23 protein-coding genes and 2 tRNA genes are annotated in these 21,078 nt (G+C 40.2%); 7 read left to right on the forward strand and 18 right to left on the reverse strand.

What is annotated here, in order from left to right; all coding sequences use genetic code 11:
* Positions 1-276 precede the first annotated feature (276 nt).
* Positions 277-1,788: an NAD(P)H-hydrate dehydratase gene (locus EYA81_RS12380; protein WP_131225867.1), complete on the forward strand. Its 1,512-nt coding sequence runs from the start codon at positions 277-279 to the stop codon at positions 1,786-1,788.
* A gap of 11 nt (positions 1,789-1,799) precedes the next feature.
* Here EYA81_RS12380 and EYA81_RS12385 read toward each other — a convergent pair whose 3' ends face one another.
* Positions 1,800-2,483: a DUF5715 family protein gene (locus EYA81_RS12385; protein WP_117599433.1), complete on the reverse strand. Its 684-nt coding sequence runs from the start codon at positions 2,481-2,483 to the stop codon at positions 1,800-1,802.
* A gap of 192 nt (positions 2,484-2,675) precedes the next feature.
* Here EYA81_RS12385 and truA point away from each other — a divergent pair, with 192 nt between their 5' ends.
* The 4 genes from truA to EYA81_RS12405 all read left to right on the forward strand — a co-directional run bounded on the left by truA (position 2,676) and on the right by EYA81_RS12405 (position 5,531).
* Positions 2,676-3,428, forward strand: a complete 753-nt coding sequence (gene truA, locus EYA81_RS12390; protein ID WP_117599457.1) for a tRNA pseudouridine(38-40) synthase TruA — start codon at positions 2,676-2,678, stop codon at positions 3,426-3,428.
* Between the two features lie 65 nt (positions 3,429-3,493).
* On the forward strand, positions 3,494-4,393 hold the full coding sequence (locus EYA81_RS12395) for a DMT family transporter (protein ID WP_016272603.1): 900 nt from the start codon (positions 3,494-3,496) through the stop codon (positions 4,391-4,393).
* A gap of 11 nt (positions 4,394-4,404) precedes the next feature.
* The gene (locus EYA81_RS12400) at positions 4,405-4,875 is read left to right on the forward strand and encodes a GAF domain-containing protein (RefSeq protein ID WP_117599434.1); all 471 of its coding nucleotides are present in this window, start codon (positions 4,405-4,407) and stop codon (positions 4,873-4,875) included.
* Positions 4,872-5,531, forward strand: a complete 660-nt coding sequence (locus EYA81_RS12405; protein WP_131225869.1) for a DUF3256 family protein — start codon at positions 4,872-4,874, stop codon at positions 5,529-5,531. The genes EYA81_RS12400 and EYA81_RS12405 overlap by 4 nt, the downstream gene beginning before the upstream one ends.
* On the opposite strand, the gene EYA81_RS12410 is transcribed toward EYA81_RS12405, so the two are convergent.
* Positions 5,518-6,408: a YitT family protein gene (locus EYA81_RS12410; protein WP_005835428.1), complete on the reverse strand. Its 891-nt coding sequence runs from the start codon at positions 6,406-6,408 to the stop codon at positions 5,518-5,520. The genes EYA81_RS12405 and EYA81_RS12410 overlap by 14 nt on opposite strands.
* A gap of 132 nt (positions 6,409-6,540) precedes the next feature.
* On the opposite strand from EYA81_RS12410, the gene EYA81_RS12415 reads away from it, so the two are divergent.
* A complete protein-coding gene (locus EYA81_RS12415) occupies positions 6,541-6,906 on the forward strand; it encodes a hypothetical protein (RefSeq protein WP_005835432.1) in 366 nt (121 codons plus the stop codon).
* A gap of 95 nt (positions 6,907-7,001) precedes the next feature.
* Here the strand turns inward: EYA81_RS12415 and EYA81_RS12420 are convergent, their stop codons facing one another.
* Both EYA81_RS12420 and EYA81_RS12425 read right to left on the reverse strand, forming a co-directional pair.
* A complete protein-coding gene (locus EYA81_RS12420) occupies positions 7,002-8,156 on the reverse strand; it encodes an acyltransferase (protein WP_119961259.1) in 1,155 nt (384 codons plus the stop codon).
* A 98-nt stretch (positions 8,157-8,254) separates the two neighbouring features.
* Complete coding sequence (locus EYA81_RS12425; RefSeq protein ID WP_117599438.1) at positions 8,255-8,818, reverse strand: Crp/Fnr family transcriptional regulator; 564 nt, start codon at positions 8,816-8,818, stop codon at positions 8,255-8,257.
* A 173-nt stretch (positions 8,819-8,991) separates the two neighbouring features.
* Between EYA81_RS12425 and EYA81_RS12430 the strand changes: the two genes are divergently transcribed.
* Positions 8,992-9,288: a hypothetical protein gene (locus EYA81_RS12430; RefSeq protein WP_005823625.1), complete on the forward strand. Its 297-nt coding sequence runs from the start codon at positions 8,992-8,994 to the stop codon at positions 9,286-9,288.
* A gap of 337 nt (positions 9,289-9,625) precedes the next feature.
* Here the strand turns inward: EYA81_RS12430 and EYA81_RS12435 are convergent, their stop codons facing one another.
* From EYA81_RS12435 to EYA81_RS12500, 14 genes are all read right to left on the reverse strand, one after another.
* Positions 9,626-10,066, reverse strand: coding sequence for a hypothetical protein (locus EYA81_RS12435; protein ID WP_117877898.1), 441 nt, complete (start codon positions 10,064-10,066; stop codon positions 9,626-9,628).
* The gene (locus tag EYA81_RS12440; protein ID WP_009125446.1) at positions 10,041-10,340 is read right to left on the reverse strand and encodes a hypothetical protein; all 300 of its coding nucleotides are present in this window, start codon (positions 10,338-10,340) and stop codon (positions 10,041-10,043) included. The genes EYA81_RS12435 and EYA81_RS12440 overlap by 26 nt, the downstream gene beginning before the upstream one ends.
* Positions 10,333-10,740: a hypothetical protein gene (locus EYA81_RS12445; RefSeq protein ID WP_009125445.1), complete on the reverse strand. Its 408-nt coding sequence runs from the start codon at positions 10,738-10,740 to the stop codon at positions 10,333-10,335. Before EYA81_RS12445 ends, EYA81_RS12440 begins: the two co-directional genes overlap by 8 nt.
* 44 nt (positions 10,741-10,784) lie before the next feature.
* On the reverse strand, positions 10,785-11,651 hold the full coding sequence (locus tag EYA81_RS12450; protein ID WP_009125444.1) for a WG repeat-containing protein: 867 nt from the start codon (positions 11,649-11,651) through the stop codon (positions 10,785-10,787).
* 942 nt (positions 11,652-12,593) lie between these two features.
* Positions 12,594-13,646 (reverse strand): DUF3871 family protein, encoded by a 1,053-nt coding sequence (locus tag EYA81_RS12455; RefSeq protein ID WP_117877900.1) that lies wholly within the window; start codon positions 13,644-13,646, stop codon positions 12,594-12,596.
* Positions 13,609-14,499 carry an AAA family ATPase gene (locus EYA81_RS12460; RefSeq protein ID WP_117877902.1) on the reverse strand — a complete coding sequence of 297 codons (891 nt, stop codon included), beginning with the start codon at positions 14,497-14,499 and terminating at the stop codon, positions 13,609-13,611. The genes EYA81_RS12455 and EYA81_RS12460 overlap by 38 nt, the downstream gene beginning before the upstream one ends.
* 92 nt (positions 14,500-14,591) lie before the next feature.
* The gene (locus tag EYA81_RS12465; RefSeq protein ID WP_117877904.1) at positions 14,592-14,864 is read right to left on the reverse strand and encodes a hypothetical protein; all 273 of its coding nucleotides are present in this window, start codon (positions 14,862-14,864) and stop codon (positions 14,592-14,594) included.
* Positions 14,865-15,024: 160 nt separating this feature from the next.
* The gene (locus EYA81_RS12470; RefSeq protein ID WP_131225871.1) at positions 15,025-15,690 is read right to left on the reverse strand and encodes a hypothetical protein; all 666 of its coding nucleotides are present in this window, start codon (positions 15,688-15,690) and stop codon (positions 15,025-15,027) included.
* A 218-nt stretch (positions 15,691-15,908) separates the two neighbouring features.
* Positions 15,909-17,984 (reverse strand): hypothetical protein, encoded by a 2,076-nt coding sequence (locus tag EYA81_RS12475; RefSeq protein WP_117877908.1) that lies wholly within the window; start codon positions 17,982-17,984, stop codon positions 15,909-15,911.
* 99 nt (positions 17,985-18,083) lie between these two features.
* Positions 18,084-19,361 carry a phage integrase SAM-like domain-containing protein gene (locus tag EYA81_RS12480; RefSeq protein ID WP_117877910.1) on the reverse strand — a complete coding sequence of 426 codons (1,278 nt, stop codon included), beginning with the start codon at positions 19,359-19,361 and terminating at the stop codon, positions 18,084-18,086.
* 129 nt (positions 19,362-19,490) lie between these two features.
* Positions 19,491-19,563: transfer RNA gene (locus tag EYA81_RS12485), tRNA-Gly, on the reverse strand.
* Positions 19,564-19,572: 9 nt separating this feature from the next.
* Positions 19,573-19,655, reverse strand: a tRNA-Tyr gene (locus EYA81_RS12490).
* 74 nt (positions 19,656-19,729) lie between these two features.
* Positions 19,730-20,224: a 6,7-dimethyl-8-ribityllumazine synthase gene (ribH, locus tag EYA81_RS12495; RefSeq protein ID WP_005823623.1), complete on the reverse strand. Its 495-nt coding sequence runs from the start codon at positions 20,222-20,224 to the stop codon at positions 19,730-19,732.
* Between the two features lie 150 nt (positions 20,225-20,374).
* Positions 20,375-21,058, reverse strand: coding sequence for a tol-pal system YbgF family protein (locus EYA81_RS12500; protein ID WP_119961257.1), 684 nt, complete (start codon positions 21,056-21,058; stop codon positions 20,375-20,377).
* Between the last annotated feature and the right edge of the window lie 20 nt (positions 21,059-21,078).

A 21,078-nucleotide genomic window follows, 5' to 3' on the forward strand; every position in this document is an offset into this window, starting at 1 on the left:
CTTGCCGACAAGCCTGTGCAAACTTATCCGTAAGCCTACGCAAACTTAAAACAGAATTTCTGTTTCTGTAAATAAAGCTTTTGTTTATAGAAATAGAGCTTTTGTTTCTAAGAATAAAGGCTTTGTTCTAAGAATCCTTTGCATTGAAGACAACTTTTCCTTACGGAGCAGATATCTTTTCCCGGGGGACAAAGCAACTTGATAAAAAACGTCTTCTCTTTGTACAGTTGAAATCAAAGCCCTATCTTTGCTCTACGATTTTAAGATAATCCTATTATGAAGATATTTCCTACTACAAGCATCAAGCAACTGGATGCAGATACCATAGAGAATGAACCGATTGCCTCCATCGACTTGATGGAACGTGCCTCACGCGCATTGGCCCGTGCCATTGCCGAGCGTTGGGAGCCGGACACGCCGCTCACCGTTTTTGCCGGACCGGGGAACAACGGTGGCGATGCGCTTGCCCTGGCGCGACTGCTGGCTGGGAAGGGCTACCGGCTCGAGGTGTATCTCTTCAATACGAAAGGGACGCTTTCGCCGGACTGCGAGACGAACAAGGAGCGGCTGGCCGACGTGCCGGGCGTGGACTTCCACGAAGTGACCACTCAGTTTGTACCTCCTGTGCTGACGGCGGACCATGTGGTGATAGACGGCCTCTTCGGCAGCGGTCTGAACAAGGCTCTGAGCGGCGGTTTTGCAGCCGTAGTGAAGTACATCAACGCTTCGCCCGCAACGGTGGTGTCCATCGATATCCCATCGGGACTGATGGGTGAGGACAACACCTACAACGTACATACGAATATCGTCCGTGCCCATCTGACGCTGAGCCTGCAATTGCCGAAACTGGCATTTCTCTTTGCCGAGAACGAGCCGTATGTGGGCGAATGGCAGTTACTGGACATCGGGCTCAGCAAGGATGCCATCCATGACATGGAAACGGACTTCTGCCTGCTGGAGCATGAAGATGTATCTGCCCTGCTGAAGCCGCGCGGCCGGTTTGCCCATAAGGGGAATTTTGGCCGTGCACTGCTGATAGCCGGTTCGCAGGGGATGGCGGGAGCTTCGGTACTGGCTGCGCGTGCGTGCCTGCGTTCGGGTGTGGGGCTGCTGACGGTACATGTGCCGTTCTGCAACAACTTCATTGTGCAGACTTCCGTGCCCGAAGCCATGACGGAGCTGGACATCAGCGACACCTGCTTTGCTGCCGCTACCGATACGGACGATTACCAGGCCGTAGCGATAGGCCCGGGACTGGGAAAGGCGGCAGAGACCGAGGCGGCTCTGCTGGAGCAGATAGAGATATGCCAGACTCCGATGGTGGTGGATGCCGATGCCCTGAACTTGCTGGGCGAGAAGCGTAACTATATAGGGCGTCTGCCCAAAGGGAGTATTCTGACTCCGCACCCCAAGGAGCTGGAGCGTCTTGTAGGCAAATGCCAGAATTCGTACGAGCGCTTGATGAAGGCTCGCGAGCTGGCGAAGAGCGCCGGAGTGCACATTATCTTGAAAGGTGCTTATTCTGCCATTGTCACTCCTGCCGGGAAATGCTTTTTCAACCCTACCGGCAATCCGGGTATGGCAACGGGAGGCAGCGGTGATGTGTTGACGGGAGTGGTGCTTGCCTTGCTTGCCCAAGGTTATGAGCCGGAGAAGGCTGCCTGCCTGGCCACGTATGTGCACGGACTGGCGGGAGACATAGCCTGCAAGAAGCAGGGGGCAGTGGGGATGACGGCGGGGGATATGACTGCTTGCTTGCCGTTGGCGTGGAAGATGCTGGAAGAATAATTCTTTTCCGCTTATTTCTCTCTTGTCGTAATGTGGAAGCATCCTTGCTTCAACTCGTACTTGATGTAGCATTTATCGGCTTTCCGCAGGTCACGGAGCACTTCCGAAAGAACCAGCTTTAAGGTATCTGCGCTGACATCCTGCAAAGGGCGTCCATCTTCGTCTTCTATTTTCTGGAAGCGTTTCCAACTGACATCGAATGTCGTTCCGTAAAAATGTGCCGAGTTTGGAGAAGCATTGCCGTTGCGGCGGCGCAGGCGTTTTACATCGTCCTGGGTGCGAAGTACGGAAGTCACAATTATCTTGTTTGGATTCAGTCCTTTGGCGGTCAGTGAATCTAGGAAGTTGTGTCCGATGGTGTCCAGTAGGCTGGCGGCGCCCGGAATGAGATAAGGGATGGAATGCGTCAGTGAATCCACGGCATACAGTTCGTTTGTCGTGATAGGTTGCAGTTGCTCCTTCATCTTTTCTGCTTCCTCGCGGGAGGAAAGCACACGTATGCCGATGGCTTGGGCTACATTGAGATGTTTCTCATTCAAGTCTCCGAATGAGCGTTTGTAGCTGACAACGCCCCGAATGTTGCGCGGTTCGTTCAACTTGAGCGACATGTCTTTCTTCTTGCAGCCGGCAAAGGTGAATGTTGCGGCAGCTGCGACAATTATCAGTATAGGTAGGATTTTGGAAGAATATTTCATGATGTCTGTGAAAAATCTGCGTTAATCTGTGTAATCTGTGGTGAAAAACCTTGCAAAGATAATTCAAACCTTCTTAAATTAGCACTATCTGTGCTGAAAAAGCGAATATAGGCTGCACCTTAACATAACTTTTTCATGCGAGCATGAAAGTTCTGTATTCGGTTTGCACTATCTTTGCACACAAAAAAGACCGTGCAACGATATTTTGTATACCTGGCTTATGATGGCACCGCTTATCACGGCTGGCAAATCCAGCCGAATGGAGCGAGTGTGCAGGAGTGTTTGATGAAGGCGCTGAGTACCTTGCTGCGTCGCGAAGTGGAAGTCGTGGGAGCGGGGCGTACCGATGCCGGGGTTCATGCCTCACTGATGGTAGCTCACTTTGACAGTGATTCTCCTCTGGACACTGTTTTTATGACGGATAAGCTGAATCGTCTGCTTCCTCCCGATATTTCTGTATACCGCTTGCGGGCCGTGAAGTCCGATGCACATGCCCGCTTTGATGCTACGGCGCGTATGTATAAGTATTATGTCACTACCGCCAAGTCTCCTTTCAACCGCCAATATCGCTGCCGTCTGTTCCAAACACCGGACTTTGAACGGATGAATGAGGCTGCCCAAACCTTGTTTGATTATACGGACTTTACCAGCTTCAGCAAACTTCATACAGATGTTAAAACCAATAATTGCAAGATTATGCATGCTGCCTGGACTCGGGTAGACGATGTGACTTGGGTTTTCACCATCCAGGCCGACCGGTTCCTGCGGAACATGGTACGTGCCATTGTCGGCACTCTACTCGAAGTGGGTCGTGGAAAACTTTCTGTTGAAGGTTTCCGACGCGTCATCGAACAGAAGGACCGTTGCCAGGCAGGAACCTCCGTTCCCGGAAATGCATTGTTTCTGGTGGATGTAGCCTATCCGGAAACGACTTTTTTAGAATAAACAGAGGGATGCACTACAAAAACGTCCCCCCCCCTCCCTTTAATTTTTAATTTTTAATTAACTCTATGTGGTTATTGCTTGCTTTCCTTTCTGCTGCCTTGCTGGGATTTTACGATGTCTTCAAGAAGAAGTCGCTTCGTGATAATGCCGTACTGCCGGTACTTTTCTTGAACACGCTGTTTTCGAGCCTTATATTTCTTCCTTTCATTCTTGTATCTGCCTTTGCGCCGTCAGTGTTGGGAGGTACGATGTTTGATGTTCCCGTGGTGGGGTGGGAGGTGCATAAGTTTATTGTTGTCAAGTCGTTTATCGTGCTTTCTTCCTGGATATTCGGTTATTTCGGGATGAAGCATCTGCCGCTGACCATCGTGGGACCGATTAATGCGACGCGTCCCGTAATGGTGCTTGTAGGTGCTATGCTTGTGTTTGGCGAACGCTTGAACCTTTATCAATGGATTGGCGTGCTGCTTGCCATAGTCTCCTTCTTCATGCTGAGCCGTTCGGGTAAGAAAGAGGGAATCGACTTCAAGCATAACAAATGGATTCTTTTCATCGTGCTGGCTGCCGTTGCTGGAGCTGTCAGTGGGCTGTATGACAAATACCTGATGAAGCAGCTCAACCCGATGTTGGTGCAGTCGTGGTATAATGTCTACCAAGTCTTTATCATGTGTCCCATCATCCTGCTGTTGTGGTATCCCAAGCGAAAAGAAAGTACCCCGTTTCGTTGGGACTGGACCATTATCTGTATCTCCATTTTCCTTTGTGCGGCAGACTTTGTCTATTTTTATGCCCTAAGCTATGAGGACTCCATGATTTCCATTGTTTCGATGGTGCGTCGTGGTAGTGTTGTAGTTTCCTTCCTTTTCGGTGCGCTTTTCTTCCGTGAAAAGAATTTAAAAAGTAAGGCTGTCGACCTCATTTTGGTGTTGATTGGAATGTTCTTCTTATATTTGGGGAGTAAATAAACAAGTGATATATGGCAGAAGACCTATACATAAATGCTGGTAGCAAGACAGAGAAATATCGCGCTTTGCTTCCTCAACTGAAAAATCTGCTGGCAGGTGAAGATGACTTGATAGCCAATCTGGCGAATGCTTCGGCGGCGCTGAAAGAGACTTTCCATTTCTTTTGGGTAGGCTTCTATTTAGTGAAGGGTGAAGAATTGGTGTTAGGACCTTTCCAGGGACCGATAGCTTGTACGCGCATCAGGAAAGGCCGCGGTGTTTGCGGCGCGGCATGGGATAGAGCCGAGACGTTGGTTGTGCCCGATGTGGATGCATTTCCCGGACATATAGCCTGCAGCTTGCTGTCGCGTTCGGAGATCGTGGTTCCGCTGAAGCGTGAGGACGGTGAAGTGTGGGGAGTATTGGATATTGACAGTGACGATTTGGGCAGTTTTGATGAAACAGATGCCCGTTTCCTTGAAGAAATGATTAAAATGTTATGATAAGAAAACTGAGTGCTTTTTTGATTTTGGCTTTCATCGGATGGGGGTATTTGCAGGCTCAGGAAGCCAAGACGTGTTTTAAGAATATGCCGGATTCTATATGTCCGTTGCTTAGCGCCGTGAACCGTGCGGATTTTATAGACTTTCTGGAAAGTAAGATGAAAGCTGAGGTGACCAACAGCTTTGGTGGTAAATCGGAAATGACGGAACTTTCTCCAGACTATATACATGTGAAGATGACGCCCCAGAGTTCATGGCAGATGAAGCTCTTGCCTACTAACGACAGTACGAAGGTGATTTGTGTGGTTGCTACGGTTTGTGCTCCGGCTTGCGACAGCCATGTCAAGTTCTATACGACAGACTGGAAGGAGCTGGTTGCTTCGTCCTACCTGCCGGTATTGCCCGTTCTGGATGATTTTATCGCTGAGGCTGCGGATACGGTGGATATCTATGAGTATGAGGATGCTCGTCGCCAGGCCGACATGCTGCTGATGAAAGCGGACCTTTCTGCGAAGGACGCCACGTTGGCATTCACTTTTACCACGATCGATTACATGGGTAAAGAAGCGGCGGAAAAACTAAAATCGTTTGTCCGCCGTCCTATTGTTTATACTTGGAATCAAGGGAAGTTCGGGAAATCCTCTACTTCACTTTGATTCTGTCGAATCCCTCTCCATAGACTCCGATGACTGCACTTTGTGATACAAAGGCATTGGGGTCTATGTCTTTTATGAGCCGGAAAATGATGGTGGACTCCCGCTTCTTGGCCAGCACGAACAGCATTTTTATCTCTTTTCCCGTATAGAAGCCCGAGGCGTTGATGACCGTTGCACCTCTGTGGGGATATACCTGGATGTGCTTGGCTATCTCCTCATATTTATCGCTGATAATAAAGAATTGTACGGACTGGCGGGCACTGTTCACCACTTGGTCGAGCACGAAGCTGCATATGTATAGAGTAACGTAGCCATACACCACCTTTTCCCAATCTTTTAGAACAAAGTAACTGGACGAGATGATGATAAGGTCACATATCAACATGACTCTGCCCAGCGTGATGTCGCGGTACTTGTTGATTACGGCGGCAATGATGTCCGTGCCGCCAGTACTGCCGTTGTTGGAAAAGGCGATGCCGATGCCGCTACCGCAGAAGGAGGCACCGATGACACAAGCCATGAAAGGCTGGTCGTGCAGGAGGACAACACCCTCAGTCAGTTTTTGGATAATGGAAAGGAAAAAGGTCAGGGTGAATACGGCAAAGATTGTCTTTACGCTGAACTTCCATCCCAACACACGTAGGGCAAGCAATAGAAGCAGGAAGTTGATGGCAAAGTACGTATATTGGACGGGAAATCCTGTGGCAAAATATACGATGGATGCAATGCCCGGTACGCCACCGGTAGTAATATCGTTGGGAAGCAGGAAGACTGTCCAGCCGATACCGTACAAGACCATGCCTAAGGCAATCATCAGATAATCCCGCAGTTCGCGCATAGTGTTCTGTCGGGAGGGAATATTTACTATTGTTTTCATTATAATTTTATGTGGTTGTGAAAATGCGGGGACAAAGATACTGCTTATTTGGGATATAATGTTGAAAAAAAAATGCAGATTTTTGCAACCAAACTTCATCTTTCTGCGTCTAATAAATAAAAAGAGGAGATTATGAATATGAAAATGAATTTTTCCATGGACGAGATTCGTCTTAAAGTAGAAGAGTATATAAAGAAAGGTGGCCGGGCAGCTGGTCGTCCAGTACTGACGGCTTATTATGTGATGACTGCAGACTCTACTCCGGAGAGTGAAAGGACAAATATCATGATTGCTTTGGTGGCCATTGTATTTCCTACCAGTATAGAAGATCTTTTGGGACAAGTCTTTATGGTAGGGAAGGGATTTGCCGCAGTTTATGCTTATAAGAAAGTGAAGAAATACATCACTCCACAGATAAAAGACAAGGTTGAAGCTAAATTGGATGAGTGGTTCCATGAGAATGTGACGGAGGTGGTGGAGCCACTTTATCTGGAATAGCAGTTCGCCACGGAGATTATGCTGATTTGTACGGATTGAATTCATATCGCGTATTTGTATCTGTGCGAATCAGCATAATCTCCGTGACGGACTGTTTATTGTTTTTTGCTCAAGAAGCGTTTAGCCAGATATTTCCGTACCGGTTCATCATAGAATTTCAGGCATAGATAGGCTAACAATATATTCCATGCATAGACGCATAAGGCAACCTGCCAAGTCTGCTCCAACGTGAAGAGCTGGTTCTTGATGAGCCATGCATAGAACAAGTACATAAATGGATAGTGTATCACATAGACAGGATAGGATATATCTCCCAGGAACTTGCATATCTGGGTCGATTTCTTATCCGTTGTGGTACCGGAAGCTCCTAACCAGACAAGAATCGGAAAAGCTATGATGACACAGAACACTTCATAAATGCCATTTGTACAGACCGGCGCCGTACCTTCCAGATAGGGCACTGAGAACAAGGTAATCAATGCAATGGTGCATATCCAGAAAGCGCCTTTCACCTTAATGGGCTTGAAGTTGCGCGATAAAAGCATACCCATGGAGAAAGGGAAAAGCATCCTCAATAATCCTCCGATAAAGTTTATTCCGTCCAGTGTCCAACCTACTCCCATATTGCCATATCCGGAGACATCGAAGATGGCGAATGATGCCAATGCTATTCCCAGCAATATTGTCAGTACGGTCAGTGCTTTGTTTGACAATCGTCGGATGAACAAGGCATAAAGGATGTTGCCTATATACTCAAAGAACAATGACCAGCAAGGACCATTCAAGGGAAACATTTCGCCATTACCACGGACTTCATAGCCTGCTCCCGGCATTGCGGGAATAAAGAATATGGAGCAGAGAAGGGACAGCATAATCATTGATAGGGCAATATGTGTTCCGTCCCATTGTATGCATCCTTGAATGCAGAAGGTGATGGCGCCCAAAACAGCGCCCATAATTACCATCGGATGAAGACGTATCAGACGTCGCTTGAAAAAACTCTTCATGGTGAGGCTCCTGCCCCAACGGTCGTCATAAGCATACCCGATAACGAATCCCGATAGTATAAAGAAGAAATCTACAGCTAAATAGCCGTGGTTGAAGGTTTCGATAATGCCACCACCGGCAAAAGCGTAGCCTTCGAATATATGATACCATATAACCATCAAGGCTGCTACGCCACGGAGCCCGTCGAGAAGGTCATAATGTGCTTTGGTGTCTGAAAAGGCAGAAGATGAAATGTACGACATCTATTTTTTCTGTTGTTTGGTTAATGTTTTCGGATGTCAAAGATACGCCATGCGAAGCGAAGTTCTTTTGCTTAAAAGCAAAAAAGAACGGTAATCTTCTATTTTTTTGCGCGTACCCGGCTGAGAGTATAGATGGAAATACCCAGGAAAGCTGCCACATATTTTAGCTTCACCCGATTTATCAGTCCGGGGTAACGGCGGTTAAATTGTTCATACCGCTCTTGGGGAGGCAGTTGGAGTCTTTCCACAAACATATGACTGAGCTCCTTGTTTACGTTCTGATGCAGTATTCTGCCCCAGTTGGCTATATCAATATATGTTTCGTAGAGAGCATTTAACTTGTCTATGTGGATAGTATAGATTTTGCAGTCCGAAAGAGTTTCAATGCTTTCTACCGACGGCTGCTGATAGTACAGTGAATCCATTCCGAAGGTTACATCACCTTCCTGGCTGAACCAAGTGGTGGTATCTTGTCCGTCGTGATGAAATACGGAACGGGTGACCCCTTCCTCAATGAAATAAATCAAACGGTCTGTTACTCCCGCTTGTACTATATAAGTTCCTTTAGGATAGTATCTTACCTGCATATTCGTCAAAAGTGCCTGAAGTGCTTCTTCGGAAACCGGGTAAATCTGCCTGATTTTATGAATGATGTTGTTCATTGGAGGGGAACTTTTTATTCGTTTACAAACTTACATAATTTTATTAACTAAAACAGAACTTTGATATACAAATGTGTGCGTTGCCTCATAAGCGTTTATGGTATAATGGAATTTTTCTTGTAAAAGAGATGTTTGTTCTTTGAATATTGTATCTTTGTAGAAAACGGTAGCCTATGAATAAAATATTGGTAACATTATTGGCTCTAATCGGAGGCAGCTGCATTTCATTCGCACAGATGGAGACTGGAAGAGTTTCCGATACAGCTGAGGATACATTGAGAATAGAAAATGAAATTGTCGCTGTTGATACCGGATTTTACCAGTCAGTAGTCCGCTATGATACGGTGCGCTATAATTTGAAAATGCAGAGTGTTTACAAAAAGGCTTTTCAACTAAAGAATGATGTTTTTGTGGAAAAGATGAAAGAGCCGTGGTTAGATGATATTCTCAGAAATATCTTATTTAAATAACCATGAATTTGTGCTTTGCGGCATTCGGTTGACTTCCAGGTTTAACTCACTCGGTTAAACCACACTAAATTCAGCATTCTCTAAAAACAAAAATCAGATAGAAATCTTGCGATAACTATCTGATTTTCTTAAGAGCGGAAGACGGGGCTCAAACCCGCGACCCTCAGCTTGGAAGGCTCTTTGATAATACTATTCAATTATTTGATTGTTAGTCTGTTAATTACTTCTATAAAAGTCAATAGAACAACTATTGACCAACATTGGTAAGGTTTATACAATACCAATAGTAGCATTTAGTAATGCTAAGTTTCTTGTTTCTTTCTCATAACAATTTCTATTATTTTAAAATATCACATTTGCTCCAGAAGGTAGAGCCTAAAATAGCATAGTTCTCTTCAATACTCTTATCAATAAAGAATAGTTCAGAGTAAGGGTGTCCCTCATATTCAAAATTGAGTTTGACTGCCTTACACTCCCTAAACTTATTATCACTGCACCAAACAACTTTCTTTCCAACATAATGGAATGTATCTTCCAGTGAAATACTATCTACATAAGCAGGAAGAAAAGGAAGGGAGTTATTATATTCAGGTTTTGTACTTACTGCTCCTATACCATTATTTAAAAGAGAATCCCTCTGCTTATTTGTTTTGAAGAAAGCTAAGAAAGTAGGGCTAATCAAATTGTGTTTCATTCTTTTGTCCAGAAGGAATGTAAAGCCTAAACCTTTTACTTGAATAAATACTTCTATTTCATCGTTTCTTATAGTCATATCCATACAGCTTTTTGAACTTATCCTTTGCTTGTTCTTCAACTATATCATCTGGAATAAACTCTGCATATTCATCTGCTGATTTTATCTGCCTAATTATTTTGTCAAAGTGATAATCATCCCTGAGCTGTTGATTTTCCCTCTCATCTTCCTCATTAAGATTACCTGTGAGATGTCTTATCCTATAGTCTTGTTGCTCTATGGTTTTCCTATTAGATTTCATCTCTGCATATAGAAGTATTGCAGCTCCTACGGCAAGTATTGCTATGCCCTCAATCATTACATTTTACATTATAAGTTTCAAAATCAATAATCCATTTATTCTCTATCAAAAATTGTACCCCAAGTACCCCATGAATCTGTATCCCAGTTTCATCCTGCACTTGTTTTATAGCCTCAGAAGCATCCAATACAGAAAAGGTGGAAGTATAATCCCTCCCTTCAAAATTGAATGTAGCTTCAATGATAGGGGTTTCTTTGTAGTGTCCCTCTATCCCCATTGTTCTATATGTCCCTTCAAGTAGCTTAAACTCACTCTTAAAATGTTCATATACAAAGTCAAATAGGGTGTTATGAGTAGCACCAGTATCAATCAAGAAACAAAAGTTATTTGTTTTTCCTGATGTCAGTATCAGTGGTAAACCTGTTTTTTGCAGACCAAATGTTAGTGGAAATTCCATTTTTATTCATTTATAATCAATCATTATTTCATTTTATATCTAAATTACCCCTCATAAGCATCTGCTAATCCACTTTCTACATCTTCCCTACTCCAACCATCATAGAAAGCTTGCTCATCTCCATAAGGGTCATCCCAATTATCTACATCATTCATCCTTTCTTCTTCATAATCCCAGAAAGAAGTTCTATGTGAATATGTTTTGGAAGTCTTTTTCTTGTTAGAAGTTACCTTGGCAATAGGCAATGTTGTTTTCCCTATATCTGACTTTTCCATCAGTAAAGGGAAAATCTTACCACTACTATTGGCAACAATGGATATGACTGGTTCTTTGGGAATCCTTCTTAAAGAAACAAAACCTATATTAGCTCCGTAAGTAAAATACAATTGCCTTGTATTAGGTTGAGCTTTGACATACAGTTTCTTGCAATGTGCTAATTCTTTAAATGCCTCTACTGAATAAGTACAGATGTAGGTTAAACCATCAAAAATGACTTTATTGCCTAATTGGTGAAGGTTTATTCTTTCTTCTTTATCACCGAGAAAAGCCTTGAGAGAAAAAAGAGAATCTTCCTTTATAGCCCATATTTTATCATATTTCAGAGGAACAACAATATTTTCCAATGTGTCAATGATACCCCATTTATTCTTTTCTTCAAGATAATGATATTCCATTACACGAGAAAAACCACAAGTAAATTGCGGGTCACACCAAGAATATTTGCCAAAAGGAACTACTTGTTTATTGTCAATATCAATGTAAGCATACTGATATTGATGATTCCTGACCAAAGATAGACCACAACTGAATGGCTGCATTTCCATATATTGAGGTTGAATGATAACTTCCCCTCTTTGGTTCTTAGCTCCAAATAAGCCATCCTCTTGAAATATAATATAGTCCTTATCCATGCTGCCTTTTTGTAGCCATACTACAAAAAAGAAAGTGTGGTGCTTTCCTGCTGAGTCCAAGGTATCACCACAACACCTACAATCACAAACAAGGAAAGCCCACACCTGATGGTATGAGCATTTACTCCCTTACTGCTGTGATTGTTAGTCTTCAAAGTGGTGATTTTAGGACTTCACAAGTAAGAAGCAAACACTTCTTTTTCTAATATGTCTTGTTAAACTTCTATTTCATTAGCAATCATTTGATTGTTTCTGTTGCAAAGTTAGGACTTTCCACAAATAAACAATCATTTGAAGGCTACTTTTAATAGGTTTCAATCCATATTAGTACCATAGGCATGAGCTTATTCTCTTATCTGTCATTAAGGCTCTTGAAGTGGAAAAGTAATAATATACCTTCATATCCACCAGTGGCAAATGTACCATTAATTCCATTACATATCTCTGATTCTCATATATTTTCAAAATAAAAGCCCCAATTCCTTACAAGAACCGAGGCTTACAACAATAATAAACACAATACAAAGGCTGTTCACCTTTATCTCTCTTTAGCCATTATACACATGAATATCAATCCAATAGTGATATTCAAAATGCCTTTTACCATTATCTCCATGTTATAATCAGTTCAAATACCTTAATACCCAACTACAGCCAGCTACTCCAGAAGGAATAACAAGAAAAAGATGGAGGACATTTCATATCCAATCTTTCTTTCAAACCACCTTCTGGAGCTTGTTTTCCAGTTTTCCATTCAGCCACCATAGAAAATACCCCTTGCTCACTTACTTCCTGTATAAATATAACCAAGTAAGTGTGAAGTGTCGAATTTTTATTTTTATTCCTATAAGGTACATTACAGGTTTTTTCGACACTACAGAATTTCCTAACATAATGGATAAATGGGAGCAGATACTCCAGAAGGGAATAGGAAGTATAAGATTATTGTATAAACCAAGAATATTCATTTTCTCCATACAGAGCCTTATTTAGCCCTTCTGTAAGCTGTGTGGCATTCAGTGACCTATCCAAGAAATTATCTATATAGCTGCTTTTGTTGGCTCCAGTGAGCAAATTATATACATTCCACATGGATATGGCACTCTGATTCTCAGGAAGGGCAAAATTATCATCATTATAATATGCCTTGGCTACAAGCCCTATCTGAGTATCAGTCATCAGCATTTGAGGAAGTCTTTTCTTCTGTTCAATTGGGAGATATTGGTATAATCTGCTCTTTCCCAAGAACTGTGCAAATTGGCTTTCAGTCATATAACTATCCTTATAAGCACTCATGTAGTATAGGTGCTTGGCTATATTGTATTCTTGAAATAGCCTCATCACTGAACTAAATAAATCAGCAGTGCTCATCACCTTTAATTCTGACTTGTAACCATCAGTAGATACACACATATTACAGCAAACCAAATTTTTAAAACCAATGAATACCTTGAACTTTTCTGTACCTTTCTTACTATATAGATTCTCATGGTTATATGCCCTGATACCACCTATTGTAAGGTTTAACCTATTGCCCATTATATCCTCATGGATAGTGGGAATCTCAAAGCAGAACATCATTCTTTCATAGTAAATAGTCTTGTCTGATTCAAGTAAATCCTTCACTGGTTTATGAATAGCTTCGGGTGTTCTGCCTTTAATGACATGGCTTACTCTGATTGCAGGTTCTTCAATCCTCTCATTGGGAAATATCTGATTGGCAGCTTCCCAAACAGTTTCAATAAATGAAGGGTGACTGATAGTTATCTCATTATCCTTGCTGAATACTGGCACTACACATTCTTCCCTTAGATGCTGTATAGTGACTTCTTTGGTATTGGCTTCTATAAAGGGCAATCTTTTGTTTTCCCTTCTGGAGTTGATAATTTCAGTCTCTATAGTTTCAACTGGGGTTTCAATCTCAAACTTTGGCTGACTAAATGTTTGCATCAACATATTAGTTCTGTGTACTGGCATTAACTGCATTGCTTCCATAATGTATAAAATTAGGATTATAATTGATAATAGGTTTATTGCTCTCTTCTTGTAACTGCATCTTCTTCTGCATGAAATCTGATGTAAGTTGTTGATACCATTCTGGGTATTGGTGATAAATGGAGGTAAGTTCTTCAATAGTTTTAGCTTGATTTATCTTCTGCCTTATCATATCCAAGTTTACTCCATTATTGCACCAATCCAGTATTATTTGCCCAGTAGTGGGTGTAATAGTAAAGTCTGGTTTACCCATGAATAGACTTGTCCTATCCTTTGATGCAATGGCTTGATGCTTCATATTAATATCAAGGACTATAGTAAATTCATAGTCTATTCCATCCCTCATGACAGCCTTTAAGCCCACTTTCTCAGGAATCATCTTGCCATTTTTTTCACTAAGAACATAATCCTGCTTACACCTCATGGTACAAATAACATGGCTTGGAGATTGTAGAATCTTCTGCATGAAGGCATTCATTCTTGGTGTAATCTTCTGCCAGTTAGTAAATGAATTACCTTGTAAGTTAGCATGATACTCCAGAAGGCAATCCCAGCATTGGGAAATGCTGTCTATGATTATCACCTCCATTTTAGCCTCTTCACATATCTTTATAGCTTCAATATAAGTCTCAGGTGTGAAGTTGTCTTGAAGGGGTAATACATTGTAATTTCCCAAGTGTGCATATAAATCAGCACTCCCATTTTCACTGTCTATGATGGCTATTTTAGCCCAGTCATTAGTCAGACCATAGGCTAATGACAAGGCTGAATAGGTTTTACCACTACCAGCACAGCCTTGCAGAGCAAGCTTTATCTTAGCCTGCTTCTTTGATGATACTCTTAAATTTAACATGACTATATTCTATTAATGATAATTATTTAGAAAATAAAAAAGGCAGTCAGACTATTAATCCAACTACCCTTCTGGAGCATTTTCATTAGTTCCTATAGAGTTGCCAATGTAGTAGCTCCTCCTTCCCCTTTCTGATGTAACAGAAGGAATATATCCCCTGTTTCAGCAGAGCATACTTCTGAAATGACTGGTATTGTCAGCTCTCCAGTCTCCACCTTCTTTGAACAAGCTCCAGTTTCAAAGCCATAGACAAAGAAACACTTGCCAGTGTGTTCATTTCTTTTCACTTCAATCTTTTCCACATTGTGCTGTGCTTTAAATTCAGCTACACTCATTGTCTTTAAGAACTTCAAGTTTCTTTCCATAATTGTAAATTTATTATTGTTGCAGGGGGGACCATCCCCACCCTGAATGATAGGGTAGGTGATTGGTTGGAGTGCATAACACTCATGGCTCCAGAAGAGAAAAAAATAAAAAAATAATTTTGAATAGTTTTTTCAAGTCAGTAAAAACAGTTATACATTACTACTTATAAACATAGTAATACTGTTGCTTATCTTTGTAAACATACATACTTTTAGGAACATCTTCACTTATGGCTGCCATTTCTAACCAATTTTCATAGTTTATATGTCCTAACCAAGATACACATAACATATAGTCACGAGGATAATCTTCACTTTCTGGATTCTCAGGAACATCTTCAAGTTTTTTCAAATAACCCTTATTTATGAGTGATTTTCTTATTTTATAAAAGGTGCTTTTTTTCACTTTAATTTTTTCCTCCCAAAATTTCCATGACATAGTAAGGTTGAAAGAATTATTCACAGTATTACAATATAGTGCAATGATGAATCCTTTCTCTTCTGAAGTTAAATCTGTATTTTCTAATACTTCCTTCTGAATTATTCTAAAATTAGTTTGTGGGTGTGGCAGAAAATATCTTTTTCTTTTAAGTCTTTCTTGAATAAACAACTCTATTCTATCGCAGAAACCACTTTTTTCTAACCTTGGCATAAAGTTATCTTTTATATAACTAAAGGATTGTTTTGTAATATCTGCTATTTGGAGATAGGTTGAGTCAGTTGAATAGTTTGAGTTGGCTGTAAAGTATAAGCCTATTAAAGTATATAAATCATTTGGAGAAAACAAACTACTAATTCTATTGGGTATTACAGTATAATTTTTCATATCTTATTTTCATGAGTCCATATTTTATGTGATACTATAATACCTACCTTAATCTTTTGTATTATAGTATCGCATAAAATATAGACAATTGTAAATCCAGTTTTGCTAAAGATAAATATGAGAAGAAAACAATCTCTCCTTTAAGGAATATATAAAGATATGAAAAAATATTGACTTATGCAAATTGTTTAACAGTTTATTGTGTTGATAATCAGGATTTAAGGATTAAAAAATCTTAATAAATTATTTTCTTCTGGAGCAATTCTATCCTTATGCTCTTTTAATTGTAGAGGATTTTCCCCTCTAATAACATATTGATTCCTTGGTCTATCAGTCTTATACATGCTTTTAAAGAGGCTTATATACTTTCTAGGCATTAGTACCTTGTGCAGATGATATTTGACTATAGGGACTAATATAGCTTGTATTTCAGGGGAAGATAATGTTTGATTTACAGAAAAAGACTCCCTTATAGCTTTTTTGAAAGGGTGTTCTTCTGCTAAAGCCCAATACATTACAGCATTGCTGAGATTTTTAAAGGATACATCATTGTCAGTTCTAATCTCCCAAAGCTGTTTTAATAGGCTATCCAAATCAACATATTTATATAGCCTACTGAATCTCTCAAGAAATATTCTCTTATTTCTTTTACTCTGCCTAATACATGTCTTTAAAGTATTATCATTTAAACTACCTATTGCAGCCAATGTATTAATTTCAGTAATAGCCTCTTGTATGTAACTATCTGCAAGTTCTCCTTGCATGGCTTTGTTTTCATCTTCAAGAGCCATTTGTTGCTGGCTTATATCATAATTTATAGAGTTGTATTGGGCTATGTTGGCACATTTATCTAAAGCTTCTTTCATCTTCTCAGGTAGGAAATATAGCCCTCTATATAACTCCATTCTCTCAACTAAATAATCTATATTCAGATAGGCAGGCACATACTCACCATATATGTTTCTCCTAATTAGATTTATAGGTTCATCATTGCTTATCCTCTCTTGTGCTTTATCCTTTATAGCCTCTTTTACAATAGAGAATAGGTTTGTAAGTGTATAGTCTCCTTGGCTAATGTCATCAGCAGCAGTAATAAGCCTTAAAACTTTATTAGCTTTCCTTACAAGAGAGTCTGGATAAGTTCTCATATCTTCTACCAATGCATAATCTTTGGTATTATAAACAATAGTGTCACTTAGTATCTTATACTCACCTCTACATCTTCCATATATTTGTGTCATTCTATCTAAGGTTAACATAGAATAGTCTCTTCTGGAGTCTGATACTGTTATTAGATGATAATTGTCTGATATGTCTATTCCAGTAAAGTAGCAACAAGTGGCAAAATTAATTCTATTTGGCAATACATCATCACTATCTAATTTGGCTACATAATATTCTCCTGCTTCTTTAATAGATGCCTCACTACATAGTATTGCACATTCCTTTTTCACTTCTTCTTCAAGAGAAGATATGATATTTTGAATCTGTAGGATGGAGTTATATGCAATGAATATTTTCTCATTTGGGTGAGATTTAATCTCATTTATCACTACTTGGATAATGTTATTGGTATGAAGTAGTTTAATATTTCTTTTCTTTTCCCATTGCCATGAAATAGGAAATAGACATTCCTTCTTTAAAAGGGGATTGGTAAACTCTTTCATAGTAGCTGTAACCATGCACCTATTCTTGGGAGGGAACAATAGATAATAATCAATCACATCTTCCAGTTGAGGTCTGTAGTTACTATCAGATTGAAGGACATCTATTTCATCAATCATTAGAAAGTAGTCTTTATAATTCTCTTCTTTTATTAATTTCAGTAACCTACCTAAACTATCTGCTACTACCAACAGCTTCTTATATCCTTCCTTCTGGAGATACTCTATTATCTCTTGGTCTGTTGTCCTTTCCTTTTCATCCTTTATTTCACTTCCTATATATAAAGTTTTGGGGTGCTTTTTACATTTGGAGAAAGCCAGTGCTTTTGTAGGAAGGACTATAATTGAATTTCTATTTGAGTTTATTTCAAGGGTAGTAGCACCTACTCCAGGAATCTGTTTGTTTACTATGCCATGTGGCATCTTATCAATGTAAAAAGATAGATTAAAGTTACATTGAACCTCTTCATACTTTGAAAAATCTCCATATAATAATCCTTCAAGACTATCAATTCTTGTATCTGGTGATATTTCTTTGATTTCTTCGGAATTTCCATCTATTGAATATACAATCTGTGGAGCATCATATAAATCTCCATAAGTATTATACAATGGGGTAGTATTTTCCATATCTCACTTAGTTTAAGTTTATAATAAAATAACAAAGTGAGCAAAAATAGTAAAGAATCTCCATAATCCAATAAACCATAGAGATTCTTTTAAACCTACTTACTTCTGGAGATCACTGCCAAACACATATTTAAGAACTTTAGAATTAGCTTCATTCTCAATCTTAAAGTCTCTTTCAATGTATATATCTGTGACTTTCATGGCTTCATCTATGTGGTTTAGTGCTGCATGGACTGTATATTTGTCTATGCTTGCCTTATTGACTGCCAAGGTAGCCCAACTATGCCTTGCTGCGTAGTATTCCAAATCATCTATTTTCAAAAGTTTTCCAATCTCTTTGAGTCCTATATTTATAGCCTTATTGAAGTTGCCAGCAGTTGAATAAGTATGATAGAAATTAAATATTCTATTTTTTGTTTGGTCTTGGTATTTTTCCATTAGTGGTTGAAGAATAGGGGGAACTATAACTTTCATTTTGGCTTTATCTAACCTTCTGTCTTTGGTTTTACTTCTGTAGTAGGTGATTGCTTTTCCTTCCAGTGTAGAGCAACTGTATAAGTCTATTGAGTTCATTCCCATTAGGCAGAAAGATATAATGAAGCAATCTTTGGCTAAATTATATGGGCATTTCTTCTCTTTTCCTGTGTTGTTGTATTGATAAGGTAATTCCCATATCTTTTTGATGGCTTCTGCTGGTATGGCTCTCTTTCTTGTAGCCTCTTGCTTAGGTATTTCTAAGTTATCAAAAGGTGAATTGGGCACTAAGATGATATTTCTATCATAGTCATTATATCTTTTTTTGACTTCATTGTATAGATGTCTGAGGCATCCAATATATAAAGAGAGCATTCTGTTGGAAGGTATTCGTTTTCCATGTTTCTTTAATTCCTCAATTCTTTGGGCTCTTTTTAATTGTAGGTAGTTCATGAAATCTTTTAATAGCTTTTTAGTTATTTGGTCTGTATTCAAGTGTTCTTTTCCAAGATAAGTGATGAAAGCATTAATAGAAGTCTGGTAGTTGGCTTTTCCTTTTAATTGAGTAGTCTTCAACCACTCTTTTGAGAACTGAATGAAATCTATGGTAGTCTTTCTTTCATTTTTAACCTTGATGCACTCTATTATATCATTTAAGCTGTAATTAGCTGTTTCCAATGGGAGGGAAGCACATAATTCTTGATATTGCCTAACAATATTATTTGCTTCCTTAATAAACTTGGGATTCTTTATTTTGAATGCCTTGGTGAGGTCTTCCTTCCTTACATAGATAGAAGTAGGCAGTCTTTTGACTTCTCTCTTATAAGTCATTCTGATTTTGACATTATACGTACCATCACTCTTTTGTTTGCCTTTTAATACTTCGGCTTTGATTGTTATCATATCTATTGTTTTTGGGGGAACAACAATAGACCAACAATTACATAATTTATAGTATAATGAAAGGGTGTTTCAAAGAATTCATATAAAAGAAAAGGATTGATAACCTTTTGATTATCAATCCTTTCTAAGAGCGGAAGACGGGGCTCAAACCCGCGACCCTCAGCTTGGAAGGCTAATGCTCTATCAACTGAGCTACTTCCGCAATTTTTTGTGGGCAAAGATGGATTCGAACCACCGAAGGCGTAAGCCAGCAGATTTACAGTCTGCCCCATTTGGCCACTCTGGTATTTGCCCCTTTTGCACTTAAGATTCTATCTCAATTCTCTCATTGAGTAGGTTTGTTTCTCAATTGCGGTGCAAAGATACGACTATTTTTGTAAACTCCAAGCAAAATCTATCATTTTTATTGCAGTAATTGCACATTCGTCTCCTTTATTACCCAGCTTGCCACCGGCGCGGTCTTCTGCTTGCTCCATAGTATTGGTAGTAATTAATCCGTAAATTACTGGTACATCGCCACTTGCGTTTAATTGGGTAATTCCTTGGGTAGCACCCATGCAAACATAGTCAAAATGTGGAGTATCTCCTCTGACTACACAACCAATTGCAATAACTGCATCGACTTCACTGTATTCGATAAGTTGGTTGGCACCGAAAGTCAGTTCAAAACTGCCGGGTACTGTTTTTACCAGGATATTTTCATCTTTGGCTCCATGTTTTTTTAAGGTGTCTATGGCACCTTTTAGGAGAGCACCGGTAATATTATAATTCCACTCAGATACAACGATGCCGAATTTCATTTTTTCCGCGCTGGGTACAGAACTGAAATCGTAGTCTGAAAGATTGTGATAAGCTGTTGCCATAAATAAGGAATTAAGAATTAAAAATTAATAATTGAAAATTAAAGGGAGAGGGGAGATAAAAGAGGCACGGACTGCACGGATTCACGGCTATTGTGTTTTTCCGTGTTTTCCGTGTAATCCGTGCCTGAAATGTCTTTATAATAAAGTATATTACTTCTTCAACAGTTTGGCTTGTTCGATATACTTGTCGATATCCATTGCCTGGTATGAACGGAAGTATTTATCCTTGATAGTGGTATACGCCTGAATTGCATCGTCATATTTACCTTGCTTTACCAGGATTTCTCCGGCTTGCAGCAGGTAGATGGGGCTGAGGGAGTTGTTGTCGGCTTCGTTGGCGGCTTTCAGCAGCATAGAAGCGGCTTTGTCCAGTTGGCCGAGCTGCGCATAGCAGTTACCCATAGCACCTTTCATGGCAGGAGTTACCATTTGGTCGTCTCCGTCAAAGCTGTCCAATGCTTTCACTGCTTCGTCATATTTGCCGAGGTGTGCATAGCAGAGACCCATATAGGCTTTTGCAAGATTGGCTGCTTTTGTGCCGCTGTATTCATCTGCCACTTTTACAAATCCGGCAAAACCGATGCTGTCACCGTTCAGTGCTTGTACATAAGCGTCTGCTTCGAAGTATTCTTGTCCTTTGAATAAGGCAGCTTGTGCTTTTTCTTCACGGGGGTCTGCATAAAGGTTCTTGTACATCACTACACCGGCTATGATGATGATTACTGCTACTACAGCGCCGATGATTGCTTTTTTGTTCTTAATGAAAAAGGCCTCCGATTGTGTCAGTGCATCCTCCACGTTTAAGGCTTCATTCGTCTTTTTTTGTTCTGCCATTTTTATATAATCTTTTTGTT

It is taken from the genome of Bacteroides sp. A1C1 (genome assembly GCF_004328515.1).
Lineage (GTDB): Bacteria > Bacteroidota > Bacteroidia > Bacteroidales > Bacteroidaceae > Bacteroides > Bacteroides uniformis.